Here is a 17,687-nt window from a genome sequence, read left to right as displayed (position 1 = left end):
AAATACATTGATGTCCTTGGTTTATCAGCGGCGGTTCCCAGCCCCCCTTGCAGAGCGGCTCACCGGCGATGAACTTACATCTTTGGCCATTGCCAATGAACGTTTGTTCCATCGTCCCTGACGCCCACCATCAAGCGATCACTATCGCTCGATTTCACAGTCCAAAGAAGCAAAGCGAGACAAAAACAGCGCGCTTAGCCTCGAGGCTACTAGCACCTTCGGCGCTAAGTTAGAGCGGCACGCGCCACGCACCTCGGCAGGGTCGCCAACAACGAGTGGCTCAGCGGTCACGCCGCGAAATGTGGCGCATCGATGTCGCTTCTGGACGAGCATTGGCAATAACGCAGTCAGAGACATTGTTGCTTTCAGCGGCAACCGGCCCTATGAAGCGACGCTTCGCTGACTATGTTTCACCGCCTGGAGAGTTTCATGACAGAAGAAGCCGGAAAAAACGTCGACACCCTCATTGAGCTTGCCGCCGACGTCGTGTCGGCCTACGTGTCCAACAATCCGATCCCGGTGGGGGATCTCCCTGCCCTCATCGGCCAAGTGCATGCGGCTCTGAGAGCGACGGCCGGAGGTATCTCTGCACAAGAGCCGGTTGCCCTTACGCCTGCAGTCCCGATCAGGAAGTCGGTGACACCGGACTACATCATCTCCCTTGAAGACGGGAAGAAATTCAAATCTTTAAAGCGCCATCTGTCGACCCACTATGGGCTGACGCCGGGTGAATATCGGGCCAAATGGGGCCTGCCGGTGGATTATCCCATGGTGGCGCCGAACTACGCCGCGAAGCGTTCGTCATTGGCCAAAACGATGGGGCTCGGCCGCAAACCGAAAGCGCCGAAAGAGCCGGAAGCGCCGGTGCCAACGAAGCGAACCCGCAAGAAGGTCGCGGCTTGATTTCGGCAATCGAGATTCGTTCTGGAGCGTTGCATCCATCGGCTTAATCTGCGCGTCATATAAAAAGGCGGGGCGAACCCCGCCTTCCTTTTAAACAACTTTGTTTCATGAGGAATTCGCGACGCCTGCAGCAATATGCTGGCCTCAGTTTTTGCTCGGTCCCATCGAGCGGCCATGAGGACCTACGTGCCTACTCTTGCCAGGACGCAGGAGAAAATTTCAACCACCTTTGCTGAGGCTGCCAGCGGAGGACTTGCCAGTGCGGCGATCCTGCTCGATCTCATAGTTGATCTTCTGGCCGTCAGCGAGGGTCGAGAGGCCCGCGCGTTCGACAGCGGAAATGTGGACGAAAACATCCGGACCGCCATTGTCGGGCTGGATAAATCCAAACCCCTTGGTGCTGTTGAACCACTTTACCGTTCCAGTCGTCATATACTTGTTCCTTCTTCTACAATGCACGTGGGCAGGCCATTAAGCCTGTCCGAGTCATAGCCGAGAGTTGGGCGCAGCAAAAAGCGAAAAATTGTTAAGCCCCGATCAGCTGGCGCACTCCATTGTGGGCGTAGCCGCCAGCAAGCACTGTCCTACACTACCGCTCGAGCGTGGCCGGAAGCGCCCAATTTCTTCCAACGCTCCTCAGCGCCACGTCGATGGCTCGTGTTTGGAGGCGCGGGACGTAAGGCCGACCGCTGCTCGTGCCGCCAGGTCAAAGGCCGGGTAGTTCACGGAGCTGCCTTCGTGCATAACACCTTGGGAGCGCCTTAAGGAGTTTCGAGTTGGAATGTTTCAAGAGGGTCGAGGGGTTGATCGATGCGACCAGCGTGGAAGCGATCGATAGCGCGCGCGTTTTGCTGGACCAGTTCAAGGGCAAGTCAGAAACAATCGCCCAAGCGATTGACGACTTCCTGCTTGATTTCATGACCTTGCTGTTTGTGGTAGAAGCCACCCGCGAGCAGTTCCACAATCCGGCGAGGCGGTTAGCGCGCATCAGATTGAGCAAGGTCAGGCTGTTACTCACGCGATGCTCTTGACCTAAGCGACCACTCCGCCAGGCATGCATTTGCAGCCGAGCGCACCAGGCGGGCATGAAATCAATCGCGACCGCTAAATTCTGCTGTTTGGTTCCCAGGGACGACGGCAAGCGCGGACAGCTTCCGTGCTGCTTTCCTGCAGCGGCAAATGTGCTGCATGCCCCCATCCAAGGCGAGCTCGACGTTTGTTTCTTACGTTGACCAAGGTCCCGCGAAAACACTCCCCTTCCGCAGCAACTCATCACGTTCAACGGCCTCGCGGCAGGCCATCACGCCAGAAGAGAGCAACGGCATCGTTTTTCCCGCCCAGTCCTACGACCTCGTTTTCCAGCGCCTCGCGAATGTCGCCACCCGCCGTTTTTTTTCAGGTCCGTCTTCGCGCGCGAGCTGGGTCCGCGCCCACTTAGCTACGCTGCTCACGCCTCTACCCTTCAGCACCCCCGGTCTGACTGTCGAGGACATCGGTCCGCTGGAGCGACAACATTTCAATTCTGACCGTCGGTGCAGCGGCCTTCGAAGCGCATCCTGTCCCCCCTTCCCCAGCAGCGCGCCCAATCGTCTTCCAATGAAGAAGATATTCTCAGCCGTGCTCGCGTCGCCCTCAGCCCTGTTCGATGGCCCACAATGTCGGATGCACAACATGTCAGACTGACTTGTCCACATGCCTCGAATGTTTTCTGATCTGGCACGGTGCATGCATGGTCGTCCGCAAGGCGTCGCGGATCAAGGAAAGTCTCTCCAATGACCATCCCCCCAAGAACACCGCCGCCGGTCTCCTGGGCTCATCCCAAGATGAGGCTCGAGTGAGCCTTGGCCGCATGATCATCTGGCTCGGCCTGCCCGCCGATCCTCCCACGGGGATCGAAGACGCAGCCCGTTCAGGAAAATGAGGAACAAATCACTGCCTCGAAACTTGCCTTTCCAACCGGAGCCATCGATCGCCCCTGGCTGCGCAAGGCATTCACTGCCACCGCCCTGGCCCTGGCGACGACCGCTCCGGCTCTGGCCGCCACCGGCTTCGAGGCCGCTAAACGACCATGATCGAGAGCGAGCGAAACGCGATCCTGAAGGAGCGCCGTTGCCGCACAGAGACGAACTGCTGGACGGGAAGGTCAACGCGACGTTGCGGCCAATCAGCCCTACCGCATTCCGGCCAACGGCTGGAGGCAGGAGATGGAGAAGCTGAACGCCACCGACGCATTCACGATCTCCAACGGATACCGAGCAACGCCGTGCTGGTGGTGGCCGGCGACGCAGAGCCTGAGACGGTGAAGGCGCTGGCAGCGAAGACCTATGGAAAGGTTGCGCGCGGGCCGGACCTGCCACCGCGCAACCGACCGTCGAGCCCGACTAGTAGAACCGCTAGCCGTCTTGTAGCGAATTCAGATATTCTTCCTCCCACTTGGGTACCGTGGTCTGCTAGCTGTATGGCTGAGGCCCTCTAAGGAACCTTTACGTCCGGAATACACACCCCACCGACTATATACACCTGCTGCGTTGAGGAGGAATCCGGTATTGCCCCTGTGCCCGCCGATGATCCATCACCTGCGATCCCCTGACCTGTTTGGACCCATCGATCGCCTGCCGGCACTTGGCACGCGGATGGGCGAGCGGACATTTGAGGTTCTCAACCCGTCGACCGGCGAAGTGCTGGCAGAGCTACCCGATATGGGTGTCGAGGAGACATGCGCTGCGATCGACAAGGCCTATGTCGCGCAGCCTGGATGGGCAGGGTTTACCGCACGTGAGCGCAGCGACGTTCTATGGCGATGGCATCAGTTGATCATCGACCACGCCGACGATCTCGCTGCAATTCTCACTGCGGAGATGGGCAAGCCGCTTGCGGAAGCCAAATCGGAGATATCGCATGCTGCGGCGTATCTGCAATGGTATGCCGAGGAGGCAAATCGGGTCTATGGCGAGACGATCTCCGCACCATCGGCCGACCGCCGAATGTTGGTGATCAAGCAGCCCATCGGGGTCGTCGGCACGATAACGCCATGGAATTTCCCGGCCTCGATGGTGGCGCGCAAAATCTCCCCAGCCTTGGCGGCGGGCTGCACGATCGTCCTCAAGCCCGCTGAACAGACGCCGCTCGTGGCTGGAGCAATGTTCGCCCTCGCCCATCAGGCAGGCTTTCCCGAAGGCGTCGTCAACCTGATCTACGCATCCGAAGCTGACGCGGTCGGCCGCGAACTTTGCACAAATCCCAAGGTCCGCAAGATCAGCTTCACCGGGTCTACTGAGATCGGGCGCCTACTCATGCGCCAGTGCTCGGCCCAGATCAAAAAAGTCAGCCTAGAGCTCGGCGGCAATGCACCTTTCATCGTCTTCGATGACGCCGATATCGATGCCGCGGTTGACGGTGCGATCCAGGCGAAGTACCGCAATGCCGGCCAGACCTGCGTTTCAGCGAACCGCCTTTACGTCCAGTTGGGCGTTCACGACGAGTTCGTCGAGAAATTCGTTGAACGGGCTCGCCAACTTCAAGTTGGTGACGGTTTTGCGCGCGGAGTGGACATAGGACCCCTCATCGACAAGAAGGCTTTGGCCAAGATTGAATCCCATATTGCCGATGCCGTAGCTAAAGGCGGCGCGATTCGATGCGGGGGCAAACGCATCGGCACGAATGGCACGTTTTTCCAACCAACGGTCCTGACCGGTGTCACCAGCGAGATGACCGTCGCGCGCGAAGAGACATTCGGGCCGCTCGCACCGATTATTCGCTTCAAAGATGCGGATCAGGTCGTGCGTGATGCCAATGAAACGATCTACGGCCTCGCGGCCTATTTTTATGCCTCCAACCTGAAGCGTGTCTGGCGTGTCGCCGAGGCCTTGGAATACGGAATGGTGGGGGTAAATACCGGCCGGATGTCTTCGGAAGCGGCGCCGTTCGGTGGGATAAAACAGTCCGGCATCGGGCGGGAGGGATCCCGCCATGGGCTCGAGGATTACCTCGAAATGAAATATCTCTGCATGGGCGGCATCTGAAGCATCGGCTTGCACAGGCGGGGTACCTAGCGAGCGATTCCCAAACATGTGAATTGTAGAATCGCTCCTCAATTAGGGCGGTCCATACCCGAGCAAACACGCAATCCCGAGGAGTACCCTAATAATTTAGGGATCTATCTCTCCCGCGACAAGCGTCTGCATTTCGGCGGCCGAGCGGTCCTCGAAGGCGCGGGCCAGGGTTGTCGACGACGCGCTGGTTCAGGTCCGCTAATCTGGTCTCTACTGTTTGATAGCGGCTTCGGTCGCCCCAGTGACAGCATATTTGGCATGGTCGGCTTTGGTTGCCGCGCAAATCTGGTCGAGATTGGGACAGCTCACTGGTGCACCTTTGGGCTCATAGTGCTTCCTCCTCATCGAGATGAGGATTGCCGGACTTGGCGTAGAACACCAACACGGGTCTGAGATCAAAGCGCGTCCCGGGTGCAAGGCGCTGGACGGACCGGGGCCATGTTTCGGTTGAGACGCCATCGATGCCTCGCGCCAGCGTTCTGGCGAACCGGGGCATTAACGGAGCGAGTGTCGGTGCCAGGATCGCACCAGCCGTCGTCTGAAGGGCTAGCGAAGTCCGATTGCGGGCGGGATAGAAACGTCGCGCCGCCGCAAAGTCTTGCGCCCCACGGTAGATCACGCAATCGCGCACGAATTCGCAGACCTGAGTGGCCGCGCGCCGGACCGAGAAGCCTTCGTCCGAATATGCCCGCTCCATCGCAGCGCGATAGATCTCTATGCGAGCAAAGAAGGCGCGGTCGACCGGGCTCCAGTCGCCTGCATCGGGTACACGGCCGGCAAAATCGTGCTTGATTTCCTGGTTCAACGCCCCAAGCCAGTTCAGCCAGATGCTTTGGAACACCTCGTTCTCGGTGCGGCGCAGCGCGTCCAGCGTGAAATCCGTCCGCTCCCCTTCCGGGCGTGTCAGGCCCAAATGGAGGCGCACGACGTCGACTGTCTTTGGGCTCAGAACGTCCTTGCCCCAGACCGCATGGCGGCAGCTGGTTGAGAACTTCCTGCCGTCGAGCAGGTAGAACTCGTTGACGTGATAGCGAATGCGTGGGGTCCAGTGGGAGAAGACCTCGGCGTAAAGAGCGGGGTAGAGTAGCGCGTGGTAGAACGAATTGTCGAAGCCGAAGAAATGGACAATCTGCCAGTCGTTGCCGGGCATCTCCGCCTTCCAGTCGCGACCCATCGAGCGGCCGAGCGCCTGGATGTTGTACAGAAAACCGAATGCCATCTCCGGCCACACCCAGATCACTTGCCCCGGGAACCCCTCGGCCGGCAGGCCCCAGTCCGAGGGGTGGGTAATGGGTAATGAAAATTCGCCGCGTTGGCGTAGGCGCGCGAAGAGATCCAAGATGCGTAGCGGAACGCCTGATGCCCTTAGATGCCGGTCGATATTGTCGTAGCAGCGGTCCAGGACAAGTTCCGGACGGCGGAGGGAGCCGACCAGAGGCGCTTCGGCAGACTGCCGTGACCGCGCTGCACCCAGGTCGTGGCAAAGGTTTGGGGCGCCGCATTCCTCGCAGATGTTGCCGGCGGCGGAGCCGCCGCAATCGGGGCAGAGGCCTCTAACATCCGGCTCATAAAGATAGTGGCCTGTCACAGCATCGAAAAGCGCAGGGCTCTGGCGCAGATCTACCGCCGTGCTGCTCAGAAGAGTTCGGAAACACGCGGCTTGAAATTCGCGGTAACCGTCATCGCCCATTGTGGCTTGGAAACTGTGGACGTCACAATCGAGAACTGCAAGCGTGGCGCGAATCTCGTCGGAGTAGTAGCGCGCCACGTTTGCAGGCGTCCATTGATCGGTAGCGGCGCGTGTCGCGACGTAGCTCTGGTGATCGTCGCTTCCGGTCAGGTGATACGCCTCGACTCCTTTCATGCGCAGGAAGCGGGTATAGACGTCGGCGCCGAAATAGGGGCCAGAAAGATGCCCCAGATGCAGATCGCCATTTGGCGTTGGCGGCGCGGAGAAGACGAAGGTCGGCCCGCGTGGAGCCCTGGTCTTTGCAGCGGCATCAAGAGCGGCCTCGCCGTCTCGCCAGTAGACATCGACGAAATCCAGGTCTTTGTTCCCGTCGTTGCGCAGCACATGCGCTTCAAAAGGATGGAACAGAACGACGTCGCCGGCCTCGACCGAGATTTCCCCAAGGTCGGTGGTGACCTTGCCCGCACCGGACAGGACCACGAAGGCCTCGATTTCGTCGTGCCGATGGGGCTCGGATGTGACCCCGGGTCCAACCTTTCCGAACGAAAACCCCGTGCGAGCGCTGCCCGTTCCAAGCGTGGCCGTGTCGATACCGAACGCTCGCGACAGCTCCGTTCGAGAAAACGTGTATTTGCGCATGACAACGAACCTAAGCTGTTGAAGAGTGGGACGGACCTTCGGCTGCCAACGAACAGCCTCAAGTGCACTTCATGGAGAGAAACGGCAGTCTGACCGTTGGCGGCCCGGCCAGGATAGTGCAGCTCTGGGCCGGGAGGCGGGCGACCAAGCGACCACCTCCACAATCCACGTGCCAAAGCGTCCGATGCTCCGCGAGCTCGCAAATCAGACCGCCATATCGTCCGCGCATTTTTTGAGCGGTCGATCAGTTTCGTGTGCATGCCTCCGCCTGGCTGCGTGAGCTCAATCGCGATAGAAGATCCCATTTGGGGGCTTGAGATTGTCGAGATCGGCCACTTTGCCCTCGGGCGGGTTAAGGGCGCGCTTAAGCACGTTATATTCAGCGCGGGTCGGCCCACCGGTTGAGGCACGCTGGAACACCAAGTAGAGTGTCCGCCGAGAACGATTGCTTTTGTTCGGTCGTGAGTAGTGCGGTGCGTAATCGTCGAAGATGAAGATGTCGCCAGCCTTCCATACTACGGGTTCCCAGGAGAAGGTTTCGGCGAGTTGAGGATAGATCACCCCACCGGCATCCATGGGAAAGACCCCCTTTTTGTGGTTGCCGGGGCTGAAGAAAAGCCCGCCGTTTTCCGGGTCGGAGTCGTCGATGCCTATGGCAACCACGGCATGGACCATCCGGTCGGGGAGTTTGTGTGGAATGTGATAAATGTCCTGATGCGGGAGATAGCCGCCGCTGTCGGGGTAGTGGAAAATCAGCAACTCCTTGAGCCTGCGCGAATCTTCTCCAAGCAAATCATCGACTGCTGACATTATGCGCTGATCTTCTAAGAGCAAACGAAGCAATGGATCATGGAAGTCGAGAAAATTCTCGATCTTGGATATGATCTTTCGATTGTCCGTCGTCTTCTCGAACCACATGAGCCATTTATCATCGCTGACATCCCAGCGTGACACATCTTCGACAAAATTAGAGATATCTTCCTGAGCCGCTGGCGCAAAGAAGCTTTCGAGCCTGACGTATCCGTCTTTCTGCCACTTGTCTCTTTGTGTATCAGTCAACATGCGAAAAGCCTCCTGTTGGAAAGACTGGTTGGTCGGACCCCAATTAGCGCAGTCGGGCGCTGGCTAGTTGCGGTCCACGGAGACGCCCACGCATGTGGGACGGCGATGCTAAGTGCGTTCCGCTCCGACGGATTTTGTCCGGTGAAGCTCGGCGCGAGACTGCCTATGTCATGCTCGGCCGGGTCCAGGGCTTCGGTAAACTGGGCCGGATCAACCGCTTCACCCGGTCCAGCCACGACACGCATCGCTAAAGGCCGGCACCATCCGCTGACCGCCGACCCAGCCATGGCCCCCAAGACCACGGCGCTCTTTCGAGTGCGCGACCTGGTACGGCCTTGACAACGGTAGAGGAAATGCACGCCCCAGAATAATGCGATGCGCCGCTTGGTCCAAGAACTTGGTCGGTCACGATGATTTCGGAGAAGCCTCCGGCCTTCGCAGCGGAGGCGGAAATCATTCCCAGGATGCCACCGCCGATGATCAGAAGTTTACGAGTCATATCCCGCTGCCCATTTCTTCGGCTACGGGGGCGGGCCAACTCTCGATCGACGTATGGCTGATGAAGCCAGGATGCTCGGGGTTCGCGCATGGCGCGCGCCCAAGAAGGCTATCGAGGATGCGGCGCGCGCGCCAGGCCAGCAGGCTTAGGTTCGGATCGGCCAGGCCGCGCTGCCCGAGGCTCGCATTTTGTACGAAGATGCGTCTGTCACACGGTCCGTCCCAGCTCACCGAAAAATCCTCGCGAATAGCTAATTCACTGTCGATCTGCTCCAAGCGGCCCATGATCGGTTCCAGCAAGCTTGGGACCGCGTTCTCGTAACCGGTGGCCAGGATGACGATGTCAGCCGTGACTTCTTCGACCTCGTCCATGCCATGCTGCAGGGTCAGCCTGTGACCCGGTCCGGCGTTGATGCAGTGCGAGACGGTGCAGCCCGGCCGCAGTGTGATGTCGCATCGGTTTGGCTCGAAAAATGCATGGCGGTACAGCGCCTGATAGATCGCCCGCAACGTGCTTTCCGAAATGCCGTCCGAAGCAAGCACGAAACGCCGCAGGAGCAGCTTACGCTGCGACTCGCTCATCGCCGCGAAGTGATCCGAAAAGCAGGGCATGAACAACTCGTTTGTGAACGGGCTGTTGTCCAGAGGCAGATAGTTTTCGCGCTGCGAGACCCAAGTGATCGAGGCAGGCCGCCGTTCGTTCGGCAGGCCGACCAGGTGCAACATCACCTCGGCTCCCGACTGGCCTCCGCCGACCACGCAGACATGCTTTCTCCGCACCTCAGGGTGGATGTGCAGTAAAACCGATGAGTGGAACAGGTTGCGTCCAGTCCAGCCCTGAAACTGAGGCGGAATTTGCGCCTGCTTGCCAATGCCGACCACGACGTCTCTGGCGCCGAGAACCGCCTTATCCGTCCGCACCCGAAACTCGCCGTCAAAGCGGATTTCGTGCACGGTCTCGCCGCCACGGACAAGTGGGTTCCTGTGGAAGGCCCAGTTCAGGTACTGCTCAAACTCAGCTCTGAACACAGCCTCGAACTGTGCGTTCAGGAAGTGATACAGACGCCCGTTCTCGTGCAGGAAGTTTACGAAAGTGTAGGCTGACCGCGGATTCACCAGCGTGACCAGGTCCTTGAAGTGGCTGACCTGGAGCTCCGAGGAATCGAATGCGATGCCTGGATGCCAGCGGAAGTCGACCTGCCGATCCAGGAACAGTCCCCCTCGCCCAACTTGCTCGTGTATCTGACACGCAAGGCTCAAATTAGACGGCCCAGCACCGACCCCAACGCAAGATAACTCCACTTGCTTTCCTCCTATAGAGTCTTCCCAGTAGGCGGCTTGTTCGCGGCGAGTATCGCCCATAGCCATTGGGCCCCTCGCGGACGTTTTCGAGCCCCGGTCCCGACCGGGTTTGCGAGAATTTGTCCAGCGCGTTCGCGTCGTCGAATGTAGACCGGAGCATTCCAGCGCGGTGAAATCGAGGGGTCAGGCCGGCGACGTGGGGCAACGACGTATGTCTTTCCGTTCGTCTGGATGCCCGCGTCGCCGTCACGCGAGACGCTTTCCAGGTCCATTAAGGTGTTTGAAGCCGGCGCAATCGCCCGCCTCGACCATGACGCGCCGGCCTTTCGGCGGCTTGATGGCAGGCGAGAGCGCGGTTTTCACTGCGGCGACGGCATTTTCGGTGCGCATGATCATGGACGACCTCTCGCTGATGCATTCGCAGAATCCCGTGCATAGGCCGTGCCAGAGAAGGAAACCCATATCAAACAATGGGTTGGCGGATTTGCGATCCTGTCGGAAATCCGACATTGAGGGGGGACGCTTCAGGGCGGCGCCCGATTTGCACTTCGGATAAAATAGTTTTCCGAATAGCTAATCGGGCACCCTCTGCATCAGAATACTTCTATCTTATGGGGACCAGCACGGTCTTCATGAACGGACAGTGCAGAACCCTGCGTCTCTGTCGGACAGATCACGATATGCCGTGTCCATCGAGCTCAGCAGTTGCAAGAGCTGCCAGATCCTTCGCCCTATCGTGCCGTTGCACTGGCTCGATCCCGACATCCTCGGAGGCCGCGATCACGAAGAGTGACGCAAACTCATGTCCGCCGCGAGGCCTCTCTCATGGGAAGCAATTCTCTTTCCTGGTGAAGGATCGATGCTCATGCTCAGATGGTCGCGGATGGGCGGATGCCCGGCCTAAGCGCATCAATGAATCTCTGTACAGATAGCCGGAACAGAATTGGTTATTCTGCCGGTCCAAAGCACGACGCCATTCCATCCCTGCGGCTCAATCCAGGCGGAGGGATGAGGCAGCAGTCTTTTGCGCGCCTACCGGTCGGCCAGGAATGGGAGCCCTCGTAAACGCAGGCATTCGATGATCGCTGCCGCGGAGCTCCTCAGGCCGTGCCGTGCCCGACACCGGCAACGTCGTGGTCGTCAATCGCCCCGTCGCCGATGTCGGTCCGAAGCTCGGCCAGTTCGCGGTGAGCTTCACTGCTATTCCGCAGTGCCCACGAGCTCGCATAGGAGATTCTATCAGGGCGGTCACGGCTGCACTCGTTGTCGGGTCTGCGACAAAGTCGACATGAGGCACACGGCAGTCAGAGCCATGGCATTGTTGTGAAATGATTTCCTCGTTTGGCACGACACGTGCAAGACTATCCGCAAACGCGCTGCGGCAAGGACTGAGGAGAAATCATATCATGATCGAGCCCGCCGAACATGCAGTCGCAGCTGCGAAAACGGGCCTTTCCGAGCCGACAGGACGTTGCGGTTATTTTCCAGTCGACACCATACTTCACGTTATCCGGACATGACCGTATTCGATTTCCAACCAACGCTGAATGCCCCGCACGATGATCCCTATCTTTGGCTCGAAGATGTGGAAGGAGAACAGACAATTGCCTGGGCCGCCAGCCAGGCCAGGACCCTGGGGCAGTTCGGTGGAACACAGTTCAATCGTGACCAAGACGCGCTGACAGCGATCTTCGACCGTCCCGACAAGATTCCCGTGTTCATGCGGCGCGGTCAGTACCTCTACAATTCTGGCAAGACGGCCAGAAATCCGCCCTCGCTGTGGGGCCGGGACCACCATTGCCGCCTACGCAGATCCTGCTCGCCACCACGAAGCGAGCCGAACGCGCCCACCCAGGCCACGCGCGTAAGATGGTCGCAAAGCTGCAGGCCTCTGGTTATCCCGCTTACTTCTAAGTGAGTACAGGTGGATGATTGCGAGCACGGCGCAAATGTGTGTGCGCGGTCCCACGGACACTGCGCATGAGCGCTCCGCCAATATCACGCAATTCGAGCAAGACTTTTCGTAGTTCAGTGCATTATTTCTGAAGAGCAAGGAGACAATATCATGGCGAGAAACAAAATGCGGGCCGCGCGGGGAGTAACAGCGGCCGTTGTCCTCATCGTGATGGGACAGCAGGCCGTTGCGGCGGACCTTGCGCAAGCTGCTACCGTCCCGAAGGCAGGAGCTTTTGTCACGGAAGCGCCAAGCCCTTGGCAGATCCGGCTGCGTGGGTTGGGGGTCATCACTGAGGATTCGGGTCACGTCAAGGCGGTGCCCGGCTCTGGTCTTTCCTATTCGGACACGTTGACGCCGGAACTCGATATCTCCTATTTCTTCACGGACAACATCGCCGCCGAGCTTATCCTCGGCACCACCTACGCCAACATCGAGGGCCAAGGAGCGATTGGCGCGCTGGGCAATATCGGCAAGGTCTGGCTGCTGCCGCCCACGCTCACATTGCAGTATCATTTTACCGATTTCGGCGCGTTCAAGCCCTATGTAGGCGCCGGCGTGAACTACACGATCTTCTATGACCAGGATGCCGGCAGCGCCGATGCTCTCAATGTTGAGAACACCTTCGGCACGGCGCTGCAGGTCGGATTCGACTACATGGTGGATCAGCACTGGGGTGTTAACTTCGACGTGAAGAAGCTGTTCCTCAAGCCAGACTTCGACGTCACCGTCGACGGCGCGAGGCAGACCGGGAAGGCGGACCTTGATCCCTGGCTGATAGGCGCAGGTGTCACCTACCGCTTCTGATGGGCGACGCAAAGGTGCTGACAGCCGATCTGAGATGAAAGGGCGTCTCAGGCGCCCTTTCCACGCCGACTCTCCACGGGCGGAGTCGGCGTGGAACATTAGAGGGTTGGGTGTAACCCCTCGGGCGGGGACAACGTCCGAACCTGAGGAACGTTTCCTGATCAACTTTATGCAAATCTTCATCCAGCGCATAACAGCCGATTGTCGGGAGACTTGAAGAAGCCGTTATTCGGAGGTCGGCGTCACCGATAGGCTGCCCGGCGCCAGGGGCGCGAAGCCGAACGGGACAAGATGGCTGGGCCTGCGAAGAAGACCGGCGCGGTTCCGCGATGTCACGCACGCGGGCCCGTAGCAATTACTTGAAAGTCGGGTGGGTCAGGTCTGTTTGTCGGGCCGAACCAGATCCGTGTGGCTGACGCCGAGAGCCAATGCCAGTTCATAGATCGTGATGATCGTCGGATTTCTTCGGCCTTTCTCTAAGCCGCTGATGTACTGCTGGCTGAACCCGGAAATCTCGGCAAGCTGCTCCTGCGTCAGACGCTTCCTTAGCCTGATGCTCTGCACATTACGTCCGACTAACCTGCGCATATCCATGCACGACAGCCAGCGGATTACGCAGCTTGAGTTTATCAACTATAATATGTAATCCACATTGAGCATCTAAATCCGCTGGCGGAGGGCTTCGCGGAGGCCGTTTTCCGGAGGTATAACCAGCGATGTTACAGCCTAAGTCGAACACGCCAATTGCCCACGAAGTGCACTGGTCGGACAGCCTCACGGTCTACGATAAATCGCATTTCACGACTTATATGCGGCTCCTAGACGCCTCCGCCGATGATGCGAGCGAAGAAGAGATGGCCCACGTCATCCTCGGCATCGATCCAGCACGCGAACCGGAGCGCGCCAGGAAGGCTCTTCGTAGCCATCTCGACCGTGCGAACTGGATGGTCACTACTGGCTACAAGGAATTGTTCGCCGGCTGAACAATTGCACCGTGCGCTCCATGTCCTGGATGGCGCGGCGAACGCCTCCACACAGAGTCGGCAGGATGCTCACCGGCCGGCCTGAACCCGTGGCTCGCCGATCAGGGTTTCGGCATTTCCCGGTTGTGTGCGTCAAATTCTGCAAAATGGGGCGGCCATATGCTGGTCATGCGGCTTGGCGCAGAGCGAGCTTGCCGACCCGCGTCACAAGGGTGCGGCCGTAATAGCCCGAGCGATAGCCAAGCCGTTCGGGCGTGCGCTCGCTCTTCGAGGCACCCAGCGCCTCGTCCATCTCGGCCTCAAGCACCTCCTGCATCACCGCACGGAGCACTTCGTGCAATCCATCCGGGTTCGAAAGCAAAACGTCTTTGACGGCAGCGCTGGCGGTCTTAACTTCAGTCTTGGTCATGGTGGCGTTCCTTCGCGGGAATCAGGTGACGTGAACAATCACCAGCCTGCCATGACCGCCCCCCTCTCAGCGAATTTGCAGAACTCTCAGCACACTACCCATTTCCCGTTCCACCCCCGGCAGGCGAACCGCCGAGGGCCTGGAGGACGAGGCAGAGGCGACGGCCACGCGCTTGCGGTGGACACAAGGATCTGGCAGTCATCCGGGCGTAGCTAAAAAGATGATATACACTTAAAGGCCCGCAGCCGGTGTCTCAACTGCCAGGCGGGCAGATCGATAGTGTCCATATGGCGACGTACGATTGAGCACCACTCCTCGAACTCGGGGATTGGAGATGTCGGTCGGGGCGTGGACACCAGAATACAGCCCCATCGCGCCTGAGAGAGTCCGCGAGACAGAATCGGCTCAACGCGCTAGGTCGACGCGCGACGCGACGATGGTGTGGTAGCCTTCCACCGGTCCGGCCGGCCGGCGGCGCTGCCTTCTGCCCAGTTCATGGCCCGGGCCCGCCAGGATCACGACGCCCGACATCACATCGCCGGCTCATGAACCCGCCATAGCCGAACGGCATCCACCGTCTCGTTGGAGCCGTTGATATGCGGCCACGCCGCGGGTTTTTGTGTGGGTTCTCCGATCCGCGCGGCCGGCGCGGCGAAGCATGCGCTCCATGGACAGATGGGTGACGGTGACAATTGGGCCGGCACAGCGGGACGGGCCGAACTCGATCATAGCTGTGAAGAGCTCGTAAACCAACAGAACGCTACCCGCTCGCTTCGGGGGTGGATCACGTAACATCGAGCGCACGGCGGTGCTTTCCCAGACGCTCGGTTCCTTGGGCGCCGTCTTTCTTTCCAACAGCACAAACAGTATCGCAAAACATGGTCGCCCCGCCCGACATTCGTCCGCACATCCGTGGGGCCTCCCCTTGAAAACGCGGTATCGTAGAGGGTGCATGTAATTCGTTGCCAAGTCAGTACCAACCAGCCGCAATAAGTGCATCATGATGCGTCTAGAGGACCTTGCATTGGAGGCGAATGGCCAGCCGAAAACAGCCTTTGCTCATGCTCAGCTTCTCAGAGAATTGAAGATCGTGATGAGGCCAGCAGGGCTACGGCCTGATCCTTGGTGTGCACGCCGAGCTTCTTCTTCGCATTGTCGAGGTGGAAATCGACGGTACGCGGCTTGATGCCCAAGATGCAGCCGACAGCCCAAGACGACTTGCCGCGCGCGGCCCATTGAAGGCATTCATATTCACGAGGTGTCAACGGAACGCCGTCCACTGTTCGATTGCCGGACAGCTTTCGACGAGCATAAATGTGAAAACATGTCGCCATGAGTTGGAGCGCCTGTTCGTATGGCCCAGCAACGCGCAGGGAGGCGGAATTGGGCTTATCAGCGGCAAAGGTCATAGCTGCAACACAGCCTCTGCGATCGATAATCGGGATTGTCAAACCGCACCGGATGCTGAACTGGGCCGCCTCATCGAATAGCTTCTCTTGAGCCGGCAACATCTCAATGCAACGCAAATCCGCCCCCGGCCATTGAAACGGGGAGCCGCCACACCGCGCACGTATAATGACGGGATCGACTTTCTGATACTGGTTTTGCAGATAGTGCGCGGTCCAGGGAGGTGGATAATTTGAGATCAGCTTGGGCTCGCCACAAGACTGCAACGGCAAAGACAGATAGGCAAAGGTGAGTAGATCAAGTGCTGCGGCCGCCCCAGCCATGGCATCCCGGAAATCTGTTTCATCGACACTCTCCGACAACTTTTCCAGAAATGTCTCGAAGAGAGGCGGCATGTTCTTCGTCATTGTCCTAGCTCAATCGCTTTGTCCGTCTGCTGCGCGCCGTTCTGACCTGGAGACTCCGCCATAAGCCGGGCTCGCATAACTGCGGCCGGTCTTAGCAAGCAGAGCTGACGGCTTTAGAATGCTACAAGGCGCTGCGTGATCTTCGCATAGTCGTCACCAACCGCAGCTGCGCTGGACTGTTCGAACGGCCATCACGGAGAAGCTACAGCATCTTCCCAACGCAATAAGGCAATCGGAGAGATCTTCTTGCGAAATGAAATCCTCGCCACCCCTGCATGGTACAATCGTGATCGTTCTGCGCCACCATCATCGGGGCGTTATCAAAAGCCCTCAATCAAATGGTCGCCCGGTGAACTTGGGTCGACAGAGAAGAGGACAACGGCGTAGGCGCATGTCGCCGCTTTGAGGCCAAAGATCCGGGCGTATTGTTGCAACGCTTTCTGATTTTTGCTGGGCAGATCGACACCGAACATTTGCCATGGATAGAGGGGGCGCTGTTCTCCGCTAAATTCAAACACCAATTATCATCTTAAGCCGGGCCCAACCCAAGGCGGCACTATCGCTCGACACTGCTGCGGAGACATTCGATTGAAGGCTCTGAAGCACTTTGCGAAATGCGAAGCAGACGTAAACCCGCAGGCCATGGCAACGTCAATGATGGGCATTCGTGTGCCTTCGATCAGGCGCTTCGCATGGTCTGTGCGAATGCGGAGATAGTGACGCACTGGCGGAACTCCGATATGGGAAGCGAACAAGCGCTCCAGCTGGCGTCGCGATACTCCGGCCCGTTGCGCGACCTCCTCCATTGTCAGCGGGAACTCTACATTTTCCTCCATGATCCGCATTGACATCAGGAGCTTGTCGCTGACACCCGCAAAGGCTAGACCCGACGGCCCGGTCTGGCGGTTTGATCCTGAGCGCTGACCTTGGACAGTCGAGTGGCGGCAGACCTCCTGTGCAATATACCCGCCGGCATGGCTGCCGATCAGATCGACGGCCAGGTCAAAAGCTGCCAGTTCTCCTGCGCAGGTTGAAAACTGGCCGTCCTTGACAAACAGGGAATCGCTTATGCGGGGTTGGTTGAATACTTCGGTAAAAGCAGCGAGCCGCGACCAGTGTATCGTGCAGCGTGTACCTGCCAGAAGCCCCGTACGAGCGAGCAGCCATGTCGCTGTCCCTACCGCAGATATCGGCACCGCGCGACGCGCCATCGTTCGCAGAAATCCGTTGAGCTCAGGCGTCAGTTGCTGTTCTACCGGTTCGCCCGTTACGATAACGAGCTGGTTCGGTCTTCGATCGTCGGAGCCGAAAACCAGTTCGTCTATCGTGACATCAACAGCAACCGAAAGGCCGTTGGCACCCTCGATCGGCCGAGCGTCAAGCCCCGCGATGCGCCACCGGAACAGCGGCAGGCTCGACACCGTGTTTGCGATGCGAAAGGGTTCAATATAGGCGTGAAGCGCCAGGTGCGAGAACCCGGGTAAGACCAGAACCACCAGGTCAAACGGTCGATCGGCCGCCGCCGGTTTCTTCGGCGTGGCCAACGACGTGATTGCTCTAACGTTGGCGGGTGC

General features: G+C 59.0%; 18 protein-coding genes and 1 pseudogene. 8 read left to right on the top strand and 11 right to left on the bottom strand.

The window, feature by feature from the left end; all coding sequences use genetic code 11:
• Nucleotides 1-429: 429 nt before the first annotated feature.
• Nucleotides 430-903 (top strand): Ros/MucR family transcriptional regulator, encoded by a 474-nt coding sequence (locus NLY44_RS28480; RefSeq protein ID WP_023702968.1) that lies wholly within the window; start codon nucleotides 430-432, stop codon nucleotides 901-903.
• Nucleotides 904-1,122: 219 nt separating this feature from the next.
• Here the strand turns inward: NLY44_RS28480 and NLY44_RS28475 are convergent, their stop codons facing one another.
• Nucleotides 1,123-1,335, bottom strand: a complete 213-nt coding sequence (locus tag NLY44_RS28475; protein WP_023806989.1) for a cold-shock protein — start codon at nucleotides 1,333-1,335, stop codon at nucleotides 1,123-1,125.
• 371 nt (nucleotides 1,336-1,706) lie between these two features.
• Between NLY44_RS28475 and NLY44_RS28470 the strand changes: the two genes are divergently transcribed.
• From NLY44_RS28470 to NLY44_RS28460, 4 genes are all read left to right on the top strand, one after another.
• The gene (locus NLY44_RS28470) at nucleotides 1,707-1,934 is read left to right on the top strand and encodes a hypothetical protein (protein ID WP_245260682.1); all 228 of its coding nucleotides are present in this window, start codon (nucleotides 1,707-1,709) and stop codon (nucleotides 1,932-1,934) included.
• Between the two features lie 698 nt (nucleotides 1,935-2,632).
• On the top strand, nucleotides 2,633-2,824 hold the full coding sequence (locus tag NLY44_RS28465) for a hypothetical protein (protein ID WP_023806987.1): 192 nt from the start codon (nucleotides 2,633-2,635) through the stop codon (nucleotides 2,822-2,824).
• 147 nt (nucleotides 2,825-2,971) lie between these two features.
• Entirely contained in the window at nucleotides 2,972-3,379 is a 408-nt protein-coding gene (locus NLY44_RS33085; RefSeq protein ID WP_348524407.1) for an insulinase family protein, read from the top strand.
• Nucleotides 3,380-3,467: 88 nt separating this feature from the next.
• Nucleotides 3,468-4,925 carry an NAD-dependent succinate-semialdehyde dehydrogenase gene (locus NLY44_RS28460; protein WP_198029030.1) on the top strand — a complete coding sequence of 486 codons (1,458 nt, stop codon included), beginning with the start codon at nucleotides 3,468-3,470 and terminating at the stop codon, nucleotides 4,923-4,925.
• A 355-nt stretch (nucleotides 4,926-5,280) separates the two neighbouring features.
• Here the strand turns inward: NLY44_RS28460 and NLY44_RS28455 are convergent, their stop codons facing one another.
• The 4 genes from NLY44_RS28455 to NLY44_RS28440 form a co-directional block, all read right to left on the bottom strand.
• Nucleotides 5,281-7,284 (bottom strand): class I tRNA ligase family protein, encoded by a 2,004-nt coding sequence (locus NLY44_RS28455; RefSeq protein ID WP_023806985.1) that lies wholly within the window; start codon nucleotides 7,282-7,284, stop codon nucleotides 5,281-5,283.
• A 282-nt stretch (nucleotides 7,285-7,566) separates the two neighbouring features.
• Nucleotides 7,567-8,346, bottom strand: coding sequence for a phytanoyl-CoA dioxygenase family protein (locus NLY44_RS28450; protein WP_023806984.1), 780 nt, complete (start codon nucleotides 8,344-8,346; stop codon nucleotides 7,567-7,569).
• Nucleotides 8,347-8,841: 495 nt separating this feature from the next.
• The gene (locus tag NLY44_RS28445; RefSeq protein WP_286456129.1) at nucleotides 8,842-10,212 is read right to left on the bottom strand and encodes a lysine N(6)-hydroxylase/L-ornithine N(5)-oxygenase family protein; all 1,371 of its coding nucleotides are present in this window, start codon (nucleotides 10,210-10,212) and stop codon (nucleotides 8,842-8,844) included.
• Nucleotides 10,213-10,392: 180 nt separating this feature from the next.
• Nucleotides 10,393-10,542, bottom strand: coding sequence for an iron-sulfur cluster assembly accessory protein (locus tag NLY44_RS28440; protein WP_156941084.1), 150 nt, complete (start codon nucleotides 10,540-10,542; stop codon nucleotides 10,393-10,395).
• A gap of 1,120 nt (nucleotides 10,543-11,662) precedes the next feature.
• Here NLY44_RS28440 and NLY44_RS28435 point away from each other — a divergent pair.
• Together NLY44_RS28435 and NLY44_RS28430 are read left to right on the top strand one after the other, a co-directional pair.
• Nucleotides 11,663-12,064: a hypothetical protein gene (locus NLY44_RS28435; protein WP_245263902.1), complete on the top strand. Its 402-nt coding sequence runs from the start codon at nucleotides 11,663-11,665 to the stop codon at nucleotides 12,062-12,064.
• A gap of 147 nt (nucleotides 12,065-12,211) precedes the next feature.
• Nucleotides 12,212-12,907, top strand: a complete 696-nt coding sequence (locus tag NLY44_RS28430; protein WP_286456126.1) for an OmpW/AlkL family protein — start codon at nucleotides 12,212-12,214, stop codon at nucleotides 12,905-12,907.
• Between the two features lie 375 nt (nucleotides 12,908-13,282).
• On the opposite strand, the gene NLY44_RS28425 is transcribed toward NLY44_RS28430, so the two are convergent.
• Nucleotides 13,283-13,501 (bottom strand): helix-turn-helix transcriptional regulator, encoded by a 219-nt coding sequence (locus tag NLY44_RS28425; protein WP_023690571.1) that lies wholly within the window; start codon nucleotides 13,499-13,501, stop codon nucleotides 13,283-13,285.
• Between the two features lie 122 nt (nucleotides 13,502-13,623).
• Here NLY44_RS28425 and NLY44_RS28420 point away from each other — a divergent pair, with 122 nt between their 5' ends.
• Nucleotides 13,624-13,890, top strand: a complete 267-nt coding sequence (locus tag NLY44_RS28420; protein WP_023806927.1) for a DNA -binding domain-containing protein — start codon at nucleotides 13,624-13,626, stop codon at nucleotides 13,888-13,890.
• 178 nt (nucleotides 13,891-14,068) lie between these two features.
• On the opposite strand, the pseudogene NLY44_RS28415 reads toward NLY44_RS28420, so the two are convergent.
• The 5 genes and pseudogenes from NLY44_RS28415 to NLY44_RS28400 form a co-directional block, all read right to left on the bottom strand.
• Nucleotides 14,069-14,299 (bottom strand): annotated as a pseudogene (locus NLY44_RS28415) (transposase); the annotation flags it as partial.
• Nucleotides 14,300-14,842: 543 nt separating this feature from the next.
• On the bottom strand, nucleotides 14,843-15,253 hold the full coding sequence (locus NLY44_RS33080; RefSeq protein WP_353654470.1) for an acyl-homoserine-lactone synthase: 411 nt from the start codon (nucleotides 15,251-15,253) through the stop codon (nucleotides 14,843-14,845).
• 119 nt (nucleotides 15,254-15,372) lie between these two features.
• Nucleotides 15,373-16,101 carry a helix-turn-helix transcriptional regulator gene (locus tag NLY44_RS28410; protein WP_031356282.1) on the bottom strand — a complete coding sequence of 243 codons (729 nt, stop codon included), beginning with the start codon at nucleotides 16,099-16,101 and terminating at the stop codon, nucleotides 15,373-15,375.
• A 332-nt stretch (nucleotides 16,102-16,433) separates the two neighbouring features.
• A complete protein-coding gene (locus NLY44_RS28405) occupies nucleotides 16,434-16,631 on the bottom strand; it encodes a hypothetical protein (RefSeq protein ID WP_156941082.1) in 198 nt (65 codons plus the stop codon).
• A gap of 6 nt (nucleotides 16,632-16,637) precedes the next feature.
• The gene (locus tag NLY44_RS28400) at nucleotides 16,638-17,657 is read right to left on the bottom strand and encodes a GlxA family transcriptional regulator (protein WP_156941081.1); all 1,020 of its coding nucleotides are present in this window, start codon (nucleotides 17,655-17,657) and stop codon (nucleotides 16,638-16,640) included.
• Nucleotides 17,658-17,687 lie beyond the last annotated feature (30 nt).

The organism is Mesorhizobium sp. C089B, from assembly GCF_030323125.1.
Taxonomy (GTDB): domain Bacteria; phylum Pseudomonadota; class Alphaproteobacteria; order Rhizobiales; family Rhizobiaceae; genus Mesorhizobium.
Note: the sequence above shows the minus strand (reverse complement) of the source record. Positions and strands in the feature narration are given on the sequence as shown.